The sequence below is a fragment of the Paraburkholderia bryophila genome (assembly GCF_003269035.1).
Classification (GTDB): Bacteria; Pseudomonadota; Gammaproteobacteria; order Burkholderiales; family Burkholderiaceae; genus Paraburkholderia; species Paraburkholderia bryophila.
The window spans coordinates 120,807-135,173 of the sequence record NZ_QLTK01000002.1 but is presented as its reverse complement, the minus strand read 5'-3'; the positions used below and the strand labels follow the sequence as shown (position 1 = coordinate 135,173).

10 protein-coding genes are annotated in these 14,367 nt (G+C 65.1%); 2 read left to right on the top strand and 8 right to left on the bottom strand.

The window, feature by feature from the left end:
* Window positions 1–149: 149 nt before the first annotated feature.
* From BX591_RS04130 to BX591_RS04100, 7 genes are all read right to left on the bottom strand, one after another.
* Complete coding sequence (locus tag BX591_RS04130) at window positions 150–1,730, bottom strand: methyl-accepting chemotaxis protein (protein ID WP_111929466.1); 1,581 nt, start codon at window positions 1,728–1,730, stop codon at window positions 150–152.
* 331 nt (window positions 1,731–2,061) lie between these two features.
* Window positions 2,062–4,203, bottom strand: coding sequence for a phosphocholine-specific phospholipase C (locus tag BX591_RS04125; RefSeq protein WP_111929465.1), 2,142 nt, complete (start codon window positions 4,201–4,203; stop codon window positions 2,062–2,064).
* 55 nt (window positions 4,204–4,258) lie between these two features.
* Window positions 4,259–4,627 (bottom strand): hypothetical protein, encoded by a 369-nt coding sequence (locus tag BX591_RS04120; protein WP_244146849.1) that lies wholly within the window; start codon window positions 4,625–4,627, stop codon window positions 4,259–4,261.
* Window positions 4,628–4,640: 13 nt separating this feature from the next.
* A complete protein-coding gene (locus tag BX591_RS04115; protein ID WP_111929464.1) occupies window positions 4,641–6,758 on the bottom strand; it encodes an alkaline phosphatase family protein in 2,118 nt (705 codons plus the stop codon).
* A 181-nt stretch (window positions 6,759–6,939) separates the two neighbouring features.
* Window positions 6,940–7,812 carry a LysR substrate-binding domain-containing protein gene (locus BX591_RS04110; protein WP_111929463.1) on the bottom strand — a complete coding sequence of 291 codons (873 nt, stop codon included), beginning with the start codon at window positions 7,810–7,812 and terminating at the stop codon, window positions 6,940–6,942.
* A 131-nt stretch (window positions 7,813–7,943) separates the two neighbouring features.
* A complete protein-coding gene (locus tag BX591_RS04105) occupies window positions 7,944–9,656 on the bottom strand; it encodes an alpha/beta fold hydrolase (RefSeq protein ID WP_167444495.1) in 1,713 nt (570 codons plus the stop codon).
* A 271-nt stretch (window positions 9,657–9,927) separates the two neighbouring features.
* Window positions 9,928–10,371 carry a MarR family winged helix-turn-helix transcriptional regulator gene (locus tag BX591_RS04100; protein WP_111929892.1) on the bottom strand — a complete coding sequence of 148 codons (444 nt, stop codon included), beginning with the start codon at window positions 10,369–10,371 and terminating at the stop codon, window positions 9,928–9,930.
* A gap of 134 nt (window positions 10,372–10,505) precedes the next feature.
* Here BX591_RS04100 and BX591_RS04095 point away from each other — a divergent pair, with 134 nt between their 5' ends.
* Both BX591_RS04095 and BX591_RS04090 read left to right on the top strand, forming a co-directional pair.
* A complete protein-coding gene (locus tag BX591_RS04095; protein WP_111929461.1) occupies window positions 10,506–12,044 on the top strand; it encodes an MDR family MFS transporter in 1,539 nt (512 codons plus the stop codon).
* A gap of 114 nt (window positions 12,045–12,158) precedes the next feature.
* A complete protein-coding gene (locus BX591_RS04090) occupies window positions 12,159–13,439 on the top strand; it encodes an NADH:flavin oxidoreductase (protein WP_111929460.1) in 1,281 nt (426 codons plus the stop codon).
* Window positions 13,440–13,551: 112 nt separating this feature from the next.
* Here BX591_RS04090 and BX591_RS04085 read toward each other — a convergent pair whose 3' ends face one another.
* Window positions 13,552–14,265, bottom strand: coding sequence for a FadR/GntR family transcriptional regulator (locus BX591_RS04085; protein WP_111929891.1), 714 nt, complete (start codon window positions 14,263–14,265; stop codon window positions 13,552–13,554).
* Between the last annotated feature and the right edge of the window lie 102 nt (window positions 14,266–14,367).

Below are 14,367 nucleotides of genomic sequence, written 5' to 3'. Positions count from 1 at the left end.
CGCCGCCGAGCGCGGTGTACCGGCTGCCATAAACACGCGGCAGCGGCACGCAGTGGCCGCATGGCAAACGAAACCAGTTAGCTAGCACGCCCGGCGCCGCCGACTCACCGCGGACAGGTCAATGCCCTCACACCCACCCCACACCCATCTCACCCGCGCCCCACCTCCAGCCTAAAAAACGCAACCGCCTCATTGAGCTGCCGCCCCTGCCCCTCCAGCGACTGCGAAGCCGCCGCGGCCTCCTCAACCAGTGCGGCGTTCTGCTGCGTGACGGTGTCCATCTGCGTGATCGCCAGGTTCACCTGCTCGATGCCGCGGCTCTGCTCGCCGGTGGCCGCCGCGATCTCGCCCATGATGTCGGTCACGCGCGCCACCGCGTGCGTGACTTCGGCCATGGTGCTGCCCGCTTCCTGCGCGTACGACGAACCGTCGCGAATCTTCTCCACCGAGGCGTTGATCAGATCCTTGATCTCCTTCGCCGCCACCGACGAACGTTGCGCCAGACTGCGCACTTCACTCGCCACCACGGCGAAGCCGCGTCCCTGCTCACCCGCACGCGCCGCCTCGACGGCCGCATTCAGCGCGAGGATATTGGTCTGAAACGCGATGCCTTCGATGATCCCGGTGATATCCGCGATCTTCGCCGAGCTCGCGCTGATGTCGCCCATCGTGCCCACCACGCGGCTCACCACCTCGTTTCCCTTCTGCGCGATCTCCGACGCGTTGGTCGACAGCACGCTCGCCTGCTGCGCGCTATCGGCGTTGTGACGCACGGTCGCCGTCAGCTCTTCCATGCTCGACGCAGTCTGCTGCAACGACGACGCCTGCTGCTCCGTCCGCGACGACAGATCCACATTGCCCGCGGCGATCTGACTCGAGCCGGTCGCGATGCTATCCGCGGCAAAGCGCACCTGACCGATCAGCGTGACGAGGCTCTGCTGCATCGCGCCCATCGACGCCAGCACACTGCCCTCGGGCGCCTGCCGCGCCCCCACCACCGGACTCAGATCGCCCTTGGCGACCCGCTGCGTGACGTCGCTCAAGGCCGCCGGCTCGGCGCCCAACGCCCGCGTCAGACCACGCGTGATCAGCACACCGGCAAGCGCCGCCGCGCCGGTCGCGAACAGGCAGATCGCAATCAGCAGATTGCGCTGCCAGATATTGCGCGCGTCGGCATCCTGCACGCTCTGTTCGGCCTGGCTGCGCGAGTAGTCGACGTAGTCGTTGGTGGCTTTGACAAGCGCGGCCAGCAACGGACGGCATTCGTCGTTGATCTTGGCCACCGCTTCGTCGCGCTTGCCCGCCGTTGCGAGCGCAACGATGCCTTGCGCGACCGGCGTATAAGCCGCCTCGACGCGGCTCATCTCGGCGACCAGCTCGCGCGATTTGCCGGACGCGTCGGCGGCGTCGTCGACCATCTGCCTGAGTTTGGCGAGGCGCGTTTGCACGTCCTGCTGGGCTTGCGCCTCGGCGGTCTTCTCGATCTCGAAGTCTTGCGGCTTCGTCACCAGCGCCATGTTGCGGGCCGCAATCGCGCGGCGATCGACCGCGGTGCGCACGCTTGACGCCAGTTCGGCGCGCGCGCTGATGCCCGAGACGTAGTCCGCGAACCGCCGGTCCGCATCGTTGAGCGATTTGACGGCCAGGCCCGACACGACCAGGACGCTTGCCGCGAGTACCCCGAAGGCCGTCGCAAGCCGGGCTTTGACGGTGAGCTGTTTGTTGTTCATTGGTTTGGTCTTGGATGGACGGTTTGGTATGCGAAAAGAGAGGCCGTCCACTCGCTCCTTCCGTCTAAGGGTAACCACGGGTAGCGCACTGCGCGCCAAGCGTGGCTTGAACATGCAGGCGGCATTATCCACGTGAATATCGCGCACGGAAAAAGTGTTGGAAATCAGATACAAAGCGACGAATCGCGCCGCCGGGTCATATGCAAGTCAGCATCCGCTGGAATAAAAAAAGGGAGTCAGCCCTCGCTGACTCCCTGAAGCGCCACGTTTCGCGCTGCTGCTGTTACTGCCTTTGCTGCTGTTACTGCCGCTGCTGCTCCAGTCCGTTCGCCTAGCTCGTCGCCACGCCCATCGCCGGGTCGCTGATGCTGTCCTTGCCGGTTTCGACGCGGCCGGCGAAGCGCCGCGAGAAGCCGCCCGCCATCGTCAGCGTGAAGTCGTACCAGCCGCCGGCGGCGCCGACCGACCAGTACGGCTCGACCTGCATCCCCGCCGGCACTGCGTAGGTCCATGGACCATCGCTGCGATACGCGTTCGACGTGACCGTCACGTTGGCCACCGCATTGCCGACGTTCATGATCGTCAGATAGACCGCGTTGTTGTTCACGTCGTAGCAAACCCGCACTTCCGGATTCGGCCCAGTCGCAACGCTCGCCACGTTGCCCTGGAACGCGCGATGGAAACCGTTCGGCCCGAGCACCCACAAGCTGTAATTGCCAAGATCGTCGGCGAGCGCGTTCCACGAATCAGACAGTTCCTTGCCGGCTTCGACGGTGTAGCGACGCGGCACACGGTCGAGATGCAACTGGTCGTACACATGAAACACCGCGCCGGCCGTGCCGGTGTTGCTGAAGATCAGCCAGATCAGGCCGTCCTGTGTATCGGCGTTCGCGCTCACGTGCAGCAGATACGGCAAGGCGCGCGACGGCCGCGACATCAGCGCCTGGGTCGGCATCTGCTGGCTCGCCGCCGCCGGCACCGGCACTGCGCCGAGCGCGCTCTGCTGCGCGTTCTGCGCGTCGGCCTGGGCCTTGGTCGGCGCGGGCAGCGCCGCCACCGGCGCGTCGTTCGGATTGCGGAAATTGAACGCCGAGGTCAGGTCGCCGCACACCGCGCGCCGCCACGGGCTGATGTTGGTTTCGGTCACGCCGAAGCGCTGTTCGAGAAAGCGCAGCACGGAGGTATGGTCGAACACCTGCGAATTGACCCAGCCGCCGGTGCTCCACGGCGACACGACGAACATCGGCACGCGCGGCCCCGGCCCGAAGGTCTGGCCATCCGGCACGAGCGGCGACGAATCGCCGGGCGGGTTGGCTTTCGTGAAGTACTCGTACTGCGCGTTCACCGTCGTTTTACCGGCGAAGGTGCCGTCGGCATTTCTGGTCGGCGCGTCCGGCGGCGGCATGTGGTCGAAGAAGCAGTCGTTCTCGTCGTAATTGACGAACAGCACGGTCTTGCTCCACACATCGGGGTTAGCGGTCAGCGTATCGAGCAGCAACTGCAGGTAGTAGCCGCCCTGTCCCGGCGTCGACGCACCCGGATGTTCGCAGTACGCCTGCGGCGACACGATCCAGCTCACCTGCGGCATCTGTCCTGCCGCGATGTCGTCTTTCAGCGACTGCAGGAAGCCGCCATCGGGCATGGTGTTGCCGATGCCCTTGTACAGCGGCGCCACCGCTTCGAGCGACTGCGTGTACGGCAGCAGCGGCGAACCCGGCAGCGTCTCGTTGACCTTGCGAAAGGTCGCGAAGCCGGCGAGCGAGTTGTCGGTGTAGTTGTCCGGCATGTTCTGGTAGACCTTCCAGCTCACGCCCGCCGCCTGCAGACGTTCGGGATACGTCGTCCACGTAAGGCCGGTCGCGGAGGCGCCGAGGCCGTCCCAGCCGTCGTTGTTGACCACCGGGTTGGAGCCCGCGCTCGCGCCGTTGGTGCCGGTCCACAGGAAGATGCGGTTCGAGTTGGTGCCGCCATGCAGCGAGCAGTGATAGGCGTCGCAGATCGTGAACGCGTTCGCCAGCGCCACATGAAATGGCAGGTCGGACTGGTTCAGATAACCCATCGACACATCGCCCTTGGCCTTTGGCCATTGCGTCATGCGGCCGCTGTCCCATGCCGCGTGCGCGTCGGTCCACGAGTGCGGACCGCCCGCGAGCAGCGCGTTGCCCTTGGTGCTGTCCAGATAGAACGGCAGCACGGTGCGCGTGCCGTCGTTCTGCTGGAACACGGTCGTGCCGCCGGGCTGCGGAATCGTGAAGCGATCGCTAAAGCCGCGCACGCCTGGCAGCGTGCCGAAATAGTGGTCGAACGAGCGGTTCTCCTGCATGAAGATCACGACGTGCTGGACGTCGTTGATGGTGCCGGTCGCGTTGTTCGCGGGAATCGCGAGCGCGCGGCGTATCGCGGGCGGAAACAGGCTCAGCGCGGCAGCGCCTGCGGCGCTGCGCAGGAAGGTACGGCGGTCCAATGAGGTCATGTTGGGCGTGTTAGGCGTGTTCGGGTCGTCGTCGGAATGGGGGCGTGCAGGCGGGTCACGGTGCGCAGACGAGTTGCGTGTTCTGCAATGGCTGCACGGCGCTCGCGCCCAACGCGGCGCAGGCGCCGGAAGCGGGCGCGGCAACGATCGGCACCGCCGCGCTCGCACCGCCCGCGCCGGCCGCCGCGCTGTTTGCGGCAGTGGCACCGCCACTCCCGCCGCTCGAACTGCTGCTGCCGTTCGAACTGCCGTCACAACCGGCCAGCGCGACGCAGCACAGCGCGCACAAGGCCGCGGCCGTCAGCAGGCCGCGCTTGCGCGCCGGCCCACGAGGCGTGCCGGCGGCGGACCGCTCACAGACCGCCTGCGCGCCGTGCGTCTCGTGCTGCGGCAATGCGGTCGGGAAAGAACGTGTCGGGTTCATCGCGAGACTCCGGTTAGTGAGTGAGCGTGGACAGCGGCTGACCCGAACCGAACACCGACTGCAACTCGGTCTCGGTGACGACACGGGTCCACAGCGCGAGGTCGCTGAACGCCTGCACGTCCGGCGGCGTAGCCGCGCACTTGCCGACGGTGTACGGCGGCGTGTCGTTACAGGCGTTCATGTAGTAGTGGCCGGTGCCGTCCTCGTTCAGCCCGAACACACCCAGACCGGGCAGCTTGGCGATGTTCACGCTCAACGTCTGCGCCAGCACCTTCTGCTCGCCGAGCACCGGATCGAACACATAGGCGTTGATCTTCTTCGCCGCCGTGTCGATGGCGAGTGCGAGGTAGGTCCACCTGTTCGCACTGACGTTCAGGCTGTTGATGTCGTTACGCGTGCTGCCGTCGCCGAGATTGAAGCGGATATTGCAGCTCGCGCTCGACCCCGGGAACAGACCGATCGCAATGCCGGCATTGCCGCCCGAGTAGTAGTTCTTGTTCGAGAAGATCGGCGTGCCGTTGCCCGTCAGATTCGCGCACGACGTGTAGAACCAGAAGCCGATCGTGAACTGCGCGTGGGTCGTCACGTCGTTGGTCTGCGTCAGCTTGTAGCCGTCGAAGCCGTTGCTGTCGACCGTATGCGTGTCGATCTGCAGACCCTTGCCGCCGAACGGATCGGCGAACAGCGAGCCGCCGTCGGCGTCCGCGGCCCATGGGCCCATCGTGCTGGCGTTCAGCCGATCGACCGGCGGCAGCGCGCCGAACGGGTAGTAGCTGCTCAAACCGGTGGTCAGCGTCGTCGCGAGCGGCGGCGGGGGCGGCGGAGGCGGCGGCGGTTGCACGTAGACGACCTGCGTGATCGTCGCGAGCGGCGCGCTGCCGGCCACGACCGTGTAGTTGAACGGATAGACGCCCGTTGCGCTCAGGCCGAGCTGGTTGTCGGTGTAGGTCGCGGTGCCGGCGGGCAGGCTGGCAATCAGCGTGCCGTTGCGCAGTACGCTGATCGCGCCGGTGGCCGGCGCGCTCCACGTCAGCACGAGGCTGGCGTTGTCGCTGCCGGTCGTGCCGATCAGTTGCGACACGGGCGTCGCGCCGATCAGTTGACCGCCGTCGAGCGCATAGTTCGCGGCGGCCGGCAGCGCGCTTTGGTACGCGAGCAGTGTCGGCGTGACGTCGGCGATGCTGGCGCGCGTGTACAGCGCGGCCATCGTCGACGGCGCGGTCGTGTTGCCCAGCCGTGCGTTCGGCGCCTGATTCAGTCCGATGAAGCTGGTCGATTCGAGCGGCAGCGGCAAACCGTCGGTGCCGCCGGCCGCGTTCAGGCCGTGGCTGCTGGTCACCACGACCAGCCAGTTTTCGTTGCTGCGTTTGGCGGTTTCGGCGACCAGCGTGCCGAGCGCGCTGTCCAGTTGCGTCAGCGTGCTTGCATAGTTCGTCGACGACAGGCCGGCGTTGAGCGCCGCGTCCTGCGCTGAGTGATACTGCGCGACCACCAGCGAATAGCCGTTGTCGATCATGCTCACGCTGTTCTGCGTGACGCAGGCGTCGACGGAGGCGCAGTTCACCAGCGTGTTGAGATTGCCGGCGTTCTGATCCGGCGTCAGCAACGCCGCGAGGCCGCTCGAATCGACGGCCGCGCCCATCGTGCCGAAGCCGGCGGTCTTGAGGAGCTGAAATACGGTGCTGCTGTGCGAGGCCTGATTCGGCGCGTCGGAGTTGATCTGGTGACGATCGGCCCAGGTGCCGGTCAGGATGCTCGCCCAGCCGGGTGTGTCGAGATTCGGTTGCTGCGACAACGTGCCGTTGACGCCGCCGCTATACGCGGGCGCCACGGTCAGCCTGGCGAGATTCGGCAAGCTGCCGCCGGCCACGCCCGCGCTCAGCGCGTTGTAGGTCACGCCATCCAGTTCGACCAGCAGCATCTTCTTTGCCGCGGGACCGGTGGCCGCAGGCGTGCTGGCCGGCGTGCCGGGTTGCGTATTCGCCGCGCCGCTGCCCGAGGTGCCGCCGGACCCGCTGCCGCCCGCTTGCGACACGCCGCCGCCGCCGCAACCGCTCAAGCTCGCCGTAGCGCCGAGCGCGCCGAGCAGCGCTAGTGCGCATGCCAATTGCACGACGGTGTGCCGTCTCATGTTTGTCCCCTCTCCGATGCCGATGTACGCCGGACCATCCGGCGAATCGATGCAACGATAGGGACCGCGGGCGACGCAGGTATGTCGTTCTACGCAAGCTGGCCGATACCGGCATCAGCCATTTTGTGAGGACGGTTTTTTTGCGGGTGATGTCTGAAGCCGGCGGTTCTTTTTAGATTCGTTAAGCGCGTTCAGCCGGTGCGTCGACATTGGCCATGAACGACGTAATCAGCCGCGAGCCCGCACGCGCCTGCAGGTGGTACAGATATTCCTGCAGGATCGGCGCGTCGGATTCGAGCGGAAGCTGCCGCAGATCCGGATGTGCCGGCGCTTCGCCGACCGGCATCAGCGTACAACCCATGTTGTGACGGATCGCTTCGTAGATCGCTTCGCGGCTGCCGATTTCGATCAGCATTGCGGGCTCCAGACCGATGCGTTTGAGCGCGGTTTCGGTCGCCTCGCGGGTACGCGAACCGGGCTCGCGCAACAGCAACGTATGGGCGGCGACGTCGGCGAGCCGCACCACTTTCTGCGCCGCCAGCGGATGCCGGCAATGCGCGACCACGACGAGCGGATCGTCGGCGATCGTACGGCGTGCGAAACGCGGATCGTCGACACGTTGCGAGGACACGGCGAGATCGACGCGGAAGTCGAGCAGCGCGTCGAGAATCTGCTGCGAATTGCCGATCTCGATGTGAATCTTGACGGCCGGATACTGCCGATGAAACGCCGCGATCGCCGGCAGAATATAGTACGGCCCGGTCGCACCGACCCGCAGATTACCGGCCGCCAGTTCGCGTTCGTTGCGCAGCGTGAAATCGATATCGCTTTCGGTTTGCTGCATCCGGTCGATCAACGGCATCAGCGCCGCGCCCGCGTCGGTCAGATCGAAGCGGCTGCCGCGCCGGTGGAACAGTTCGACGCCGTACTGCTTTTCGAGTTGCTGGATGCGCGCGGTGATGGTCGGCTGGCTGACTTCGAGGCGCTTTGCCGCGGCCGTCACGCTGCCCTGCCGGACGGTTTCATAAAAGGCAACCAGAAGCGGAGCGAGCATGGAAGGCCAGAGGGAAAACTTCCAATTTATTACCGGGACGTGGCAATTACGTTACAAACCGCTTTTGTCGTTGTAAGAAAAAATCAGCGTCCCATTCGGCAAATCGCCGCCATGCCACGGCGCTGCATCGGTCAGACCGCCTCCGGCTCATGCAGATTATCGAGTGACAACGCGCGGTTTTGCGGGCAGTCCACTCGCCGTGGCGGCGGTGTGCCATGCAACAGATACTGCGTGACCGGTTCGTCCACGCATGGGTTACCGGATGGATAGCCGCTATGGGAATATTCGTTCTTCTGGTAGAGCAGGCTCGCATTCGGTAGCCCGTCGAACATGCGTACCGCGCCCTCTGCCGCCGTCATGCCGTCGAATTCCGCCTGGATCATCACGATCGACGGCGCGCGCGCCACTTCGTCGAGAGTCGGCTTGATCGCGGCGGCTTGCGGCGGGTTCCAGAACAGACAACTGAAGTTGAGCACGCTGCCACCCAGCACGCCGCTGCCCAGCGGGTAGCGCTGCGCATAGTCGATGTGTTTGTCGATCCAGAATTGCCGATCCGTGCTGAGCGCGGGGGTGTCGTTGCACATGACGGTGAGATCCACGGCCTCCTCGGTATTCACATGCAGCGTGCTTTCCTCACGCGGAGGCTGTTGCATCGCCTCGAAGTACTTCGGGATCAGCGTCTGCGTGGCGATCTCCAGCGCCATCTCGCTCGACGGTGAATGGCTCGAGAAAACGTGATGCCTCGCGAGCGCCAGGGCCCGCTCCTGCGTAGCGCCCGGGTTCTGTTCGAGTATCTGCCGAACCCCCTTCGCCGCCACGAACACCGACACCGCGTCGTCGATATAGCCCGACAACGCGAATCCCCGCGATTCGCCAAGCGCGGCGACGGTCGCGGCTTTCAGTGCCGGTGAGAACGAGCGAAAGAGCTGCCCCGTCGCTGCCGGATCGGTGCCCAGGTTAAAGGTCGTGTCATGGCGTGCCGCATAGGGACCGACGATCTCGTCGGCGATGCGTTGGGTGGCGGGCGGCTGCAGCAGAATGCCGCCTTCCGCCCAGGTGCGGGCGGAAAAGTCCGTGTTGCCGCTCAGCACCATTCGTCCCACCCGATCGGGAAACAGACCTGCGTACCAGGCGCCGAGCCACGAGCCGTACGAGTGGCCGATGTAATTGAGCTTGGCGTCGCCGGAAATCGCCCGGATCAGATCCATGTCCTGCGCCATTTGCGCTGTGTTGATATACGGCGCGAGCGGATTGTCCTGGCAGGCCCGCGATTTGAGTTCGACATTGCGCAACAGCGCATTCACCGTCGACGCGCGCGTGTCGCCGCTCCACAAGACCGCGCTGGGACGTTCGTCCGAGTTGCAGGTCAACTGCGTGCTCGAACCCATGCCGCGTGGCGAGAAACCGATCAGGTCGTACCGGCTGGCCATGTCTCGTTCGGCTGCGATCCCGCCACCGGCTACCTCCACGGAAAACTGCAGGTTGACCAGAAGGCCATCCGCGCCCGGACCGCCCGGATTGAACAGGAGCGAGCCGAGGCGCGTTGCGGGATCTTTCGCGGCGACCCGCGTTAGTGCGAGCGTAATCTCGCCTTTTTCCGGATCGCCCCAATCCATCGGGGCACGAATGTTCGCGCAACGAAAGCGCGGATTGTCGGCCAATGCCGCCCAGGCGACAGGCAACCGGTTCTTGTCGCATGGACGCCAGGCCACCTTCTGATCGAGATACGGTTTCGGTATCGACGCGCGTTTCTGCGCGGCCGAGTGTTGTTGCCCCGACGGCGGCGCATCCTCGCCGCCGCAACCGGCCAACGCCACTGTGGAGACGATCCAGGCAGTTCTCATTGCGACGATTTTCATCCTTCACTTCCCCACGGCGGTGCCGGTCGACTTGCAAGCCGCGTGCAGCGTGCATGACGGTTGGCGACGTTGAGCGTCCCGGGCTAGCGGCAAACGCGCCAGTCCGGCACGGGAACCACACAGCGTGAAAGATCGAGTGACGCCCGCCTGAACATATTGGCAGGTCGAGCGCGATTGCCGGCGTGGTTCAACGTCGCAATGATGGATGCGTGGCGATCGTCGGGAGAAATGGGGGCGGCGAAACGCGGGGGCCGATTCAGCGGTCCACCAGCCGGCTCAGATTGCCGCGCACCCTTTGCAGCAGCGCGATCAACTGCTTCGCTTCGTCGTCGCTGAAACCCTCCAACGCTTCGAGCGCGACCTCGTCGCCGACCTTGCGCGCTTTGCCGAGCGTGCGCTCGGCCTTCGGCGTCATGCCGACCTGGCGCTCGCGACGGTCCTGCGGGTTGGCGGTCCGCTCGATCCAGCCGCCCTCTTCCATCCGGTCGAGCAATCGGCCCGCCGAGATCGGCGCGACTTCGAGCAGGTCCGCGAGGCGCGCCTGATTGATGTCGCCGTAATGTGCGAGGTAAGCCAGCACACGGCACTGCGCGCGCGTCAGATCGACCGATGACTTCGCGAGATCGTCGAAACGCTTGCCGGTCAGGCGGCCGACGTCGGAAATCAGAAAGCCGAAGCGCTCATCGAGTTGGGTTTTCATGCGCGAATTATACGAAGCCGCCGCTGTTTCAGCGATTGAAGCCGCGTAATTCAGGCTCCGCATAACTCCCGATAGCGACGCATTGTCTAGTCGATATACTAAGCATGCTTACTATTTGGCCATGCCACTCACTCATGTCTTTCGACTCCCCGCCGGTCAGCGCCGCCGCGCCGCTCAACCGGCCCATGATCACGATCTCGATCATGCTGGCGACGCTGATTCAAACGCTCGACAGCACGATCGCCAACGTGGCGCTGCCGCATATGCAAGGCACGCTGTCCGCGTCGCAGGACGAGATCACGTGGGTGCTGACCTCGTACATCGTCGCCGCCGCGATCGCCACGCCGCTCACCGGCTGGCTGTCCGACCGGCTGAGCGTGAAGCGGCTGCTGATCGTCGCGATCGGCGGCTTCACGGTGTCGTCGGCGCTGTGCGGGTTGTCCGAAACGCTCACGCAGATCGTCGCGTCGCGTTTGCTGCAAGGGGTGTTCGGCGCGTCGCTGGTGCCGCTGTCTCAGTCCATCCTGCTCGACATCAATCCACGCGACAAGCAGGGCCAGGCGATGGCGGTCTGGGGCATGGGCGTGATGGTCGGACCGATTCTCGGCCCGACGCTCGGCGGCTGGCTCACCGACAGCTACAACTGGCGCTGGGTGTTTTTCATCAACGTGCCGATCGGCGCATTCGCGCTGTTCGGCGTCGCGACCTTCCTGCCCGCGCGTGCGCCGAAACCCGACGCCAGGTTCGACGCCTTCGGTTTCGCCACGCTCGGCCTCGCGATCGGCGGGTTGCAGGCCATGCTCGATCGCGGCGAGCAACTCGACTGGTTCGGCTCGCACGAAATCGTGATCGAGGCAGTGGTCGCGGCGATCGCGTTCGCGTTTTTTCTCGTGCATACCGCCACGGTCGGCAAAAAATCGTTCTTCAAATACGAGTTGCTGAAAGACCCGAACTTCGCCACCGGGACGTTTTTCATTTTCGTGATCGGTGCGGTGATGTACGCCACGCGCGCGTTGCTGCCGCCGATGCTGCAGAACCTGATGAACTATCCGGTCGCGACCACCGGCCTCGTCACCGCGCCGAGCGGCGCCGGCACGATGATCGCGATGCTGTTCGCGGGGCGGCTGCTGAAACGGATCGACGCGCGGCTGTTGCTGCTCGCCGGTTTCCTGATCTCCGCGTTCGCGCTGTGGCAGATGATGCATTACACGATCGTGCTGTCGGAGTCGGACATCGTCTGGCCGGGGGTGATTCAAGGCTTCGGGCTCGGACTCGTGTTCGTGCCGCTGAGCGCGCTGACTTTCTCGACGCTCACGCCCGAACTCCGCGCGGACGGCACCGCGACGTATAGCCTGATGCGCAATATCGGCAGCAGTATCGGAATTTCGATCGTCCAGACGCTGATGACGCGCAACACCCAGGTTTCGCACGCGGATCTCGCGGCCAACGTCACGCCGTTCAATCCCGCCATGCAGCCCATGCTCGCGAGCGGCTCGAACTACGACATCGCGGCGCTGAACGTGTCGATCACGCAGCAGGCGTCGATGATCGCGTATCTGAACGACTTCAAGCTGATGTTCATGGCGACGCTGCTGGTGATTCCGCTGCTGTTGCTGATTCGGCCTTCGCGTAAGGCGCCGGATGCGTCGGTCGCCCATGCGGCGATGGATTGAGCGCTGACGGCGAGCCGAGCCGACTGGCTTGAGTAGTCCAGATGGACGATGTGCGGCGCGGCGGCGACTTCAGAATGAGGCGGTCGCGAGCCACCCACACCATCGTCATCGTTCATGAGTGCTGCCCCGAATCCTCCGAGTCCCTTCAGCCCGCTTCGCATCGGGCCCGTCACGCTGCGCAACCGCCTGATCAAATCAGCCACCAATGAAGGCATGACGCCCGGCGGTGTCCCGTCGCGGATGCTCGTCCAACTGCACGAACGCATCGCGGCGGGCGGTGCCGCGATGACGACCGTCGCGTATTGCGCGGTCAGCGCCGATGGCCGCACGTTCGTCGATCAGGCGCAACTGACGCGCGCGACGGTCGCGCCGTTACGCGCATTGACCGACGCGGTGCATCGTCATGGCGCCGCGGCCTGCGCGCAGATCACGCACGGCGGCTGCTTCACGTTTTTGCCGGAGCTATCGACACGCCGGCCGCTCAGCGCATCGGGCGGCTTCAACAAAGTCGGCCTGATGAGCGGCCGCTTCTTCAAACAGGCAATGACCGAACGCGACATGGACGTCTACGCGCAGCAATTCGCGCAGGCGGCACGCCTTGCGCGCGAAGCGGGTTTCGACGCGGTCGAGATTCATATGGGCCACGGCTATCTGTTGAGCCAGTTCCTGTCGCCGCTTTATAACCATCGACGCGATGCGTACGGCGGCTCGCCCGAAGAGCGCGCCCGCTTTCCGCGCCAGGTGTTGCGCGCGGTGCTCGACGCGGTCGGCCGGCATATGGCGGTGTTGTGCAAGATCGGCGTGACCGAAGGCGTGAAAGGCGGCGGCACCGCCGACGACGCCGCCACGATCGCCCGCCTCCTGGAAGCCGACGGCGCGCACATGCTGGTGCTAAGTGGCGGGATGAACGTCGAATCGGTGTGGCAATTATTCGGCAGCCCGATGCCGGCCGAAGCGCGCGCAAACGTATCGAACCCGATCGTGCGATGCGCGATGTCGCTGCAGAAACTGACCGAGCCGACCTTCGACGGCTTCAGAGAGATGTATTTCCTCGAGCATTCGCGCAAGGTACGGGAAGCGGTGCGGATGCCGCTGGCCTATCTCGGCGGCGTGCGTTCGCTGGCGAACGTCGAACTGGCGATGCGGGAAGGTTTCGACGCGGTCGCGATGGCGCGTGCGCTGGTATTCGATCCGGGGTTTGTCGGGCAGTTGCGCTCGCAAGCGGAACGCGCGGCGGCTCGATCAGATCAAGCGGTACAGGTGGAGCAGGCGGCAACACAGTCGGGCTGCACGTCATGCAATCGCTGCGTGGTGATGATGTACACGCCGGGCGGCACGTCGTGCGCGCTGCAACCGCCCAACGACGCCGAGTTGAACCGCATCGCGGCGGCTTGAAAGCTTGAGCGCGAGCGGGTGGCGGACCCGCGACACCGCTGCCAGTCGCAGCACACCCAACACCCACTGCCCGCGCCAATCGCCGTAAAACTCGGCGCGGCAAACCAATCCCCTAGCCTTCGATCCGCCCTCTCGTCACACCCAGCAAACCTGCCATTGCCGCGCGCGCCGCCTCGGCATCGCGCTCGCGAATCGCTTCGAACACGGCGGTGTGCTCGCCGAGCGACGCGTTGAATACGTCCGCGCGTTTCGCATTCAGCCGCAGTTGCGCTTCCAGCGTTCGCTCGATCAACGTGCCTAACGGAATCAGCAATTCGTTGCTGCACGCGCTCAGCACGCTCAGATGAAACTGCAGGTCGGCACGCACCCATTCGTCGACGTTGCGCGCCGCCACCATCGCGCCATGCGCCGCGGCCAGCACGTAGAACGTGTCTTCCGTATGCGAAGCCGCCGCCAGACCCGCGGCATACGGTTCGATCATCTCGCGCATTTCCTGCAGCTTGAGCGCAAACGTCATCGGCTCGGCAACGCGCGAGTACCAGTCGAGCACGTCGACGTCGAGCAGATTCCACGCCTGTTTGGGCCGCACGCGTGTGCCCACCCGTGGCCGCGATTCGATCAGCCCTTTCGATGTCAGCGTGCGCAGCGCCTCGCGCAGCACCGTGCGGCTCACGCCGAATGTTTCCATCAACGCCGCTTCACGCGGCAGGATCGAATCGGGCGCGTAGTCGCCGCGCAGAATCGCGGTCGCCAGCAGATGGGCGACGCGCCCATGCAGATCGTGCTGAATAGCTTTCTCCCAGCGGCCTCGCGGCGCTATTGATATCGGCACTGAGGCAACCCAGGCCGGAACGAGCGCGATTATCGGGTATCTCAACCTCCAGACCAATGCTTCGGCAGCTTGCCTGCCATGACCGCCATCCGATCA

Bases quoted from the DNA above. Each gene is read 5' to 3' on its own strand.
- BX591_RS04130 (WP_111929466.1), bottom strand. From the start codon at position 1,730: ATGAACAACAAACAGCTCACCGTCAAAGCCCGGCTTGCGACGGCCTTC.
- BX591_RS04125 (WP_111929465.1), bottom strand. From the start codon at position 4,203: ATGACCTCATTGGACCGCCGTACCTTCCTGCGCAGCGCCGCAGGCGCT.
- BX591_RS04120 (WP_244146849.1), bottom strand. From the start codon at position 4,627: ATGAACCCGACACGTTCTTTCCCGACCGCATTGCCGCAGCACGAGACG.
- BX591_RS04115 (WP_111929464.1), bottom strand. From the start codon at position 6,758: ATGAGACGGCACACCGTCGTGCAATTGGCATGCGCACTAGCGCTGCTC.
- BX591_RS04110 (WP_111929463.1), bottom strand. From the start codon at position 7,812: ATGCTCGCTCCGCTTCTGGTTGCCTTTTATGAAACCGTCCGGCAGGGC.
- BX591_RS04105 (WP_167444495.1), bottom strand. From the start codon at position 9,656: ATGAGAACTGCCTGGATCGTCTCCACAGTGGCGTTGGCCGGTTGCGGC.
- BX591_RS04100 (WP_111929892.1), bottom strand. From the start codon at position 10,371: ATGAAAACCCAACTCGATGAGCGCTTCGGCTTTCTGATTTCCGACGTC.
- BX591_RS04095 (WP_111929461.1), top strand. From the start codon at position 10,506: ATGTCTTTCGACTCCCCGCCGGTCAGCGCCGCCGCGCCGCTCAACCGG.
- BX591_RS04090 (WP_111929460.1), top strand. From the start codon at position 12,159: ATGAGTGCTGCCCCGAATCCTCCGAGTCCCTTCAGCCCGCTTCGCATC.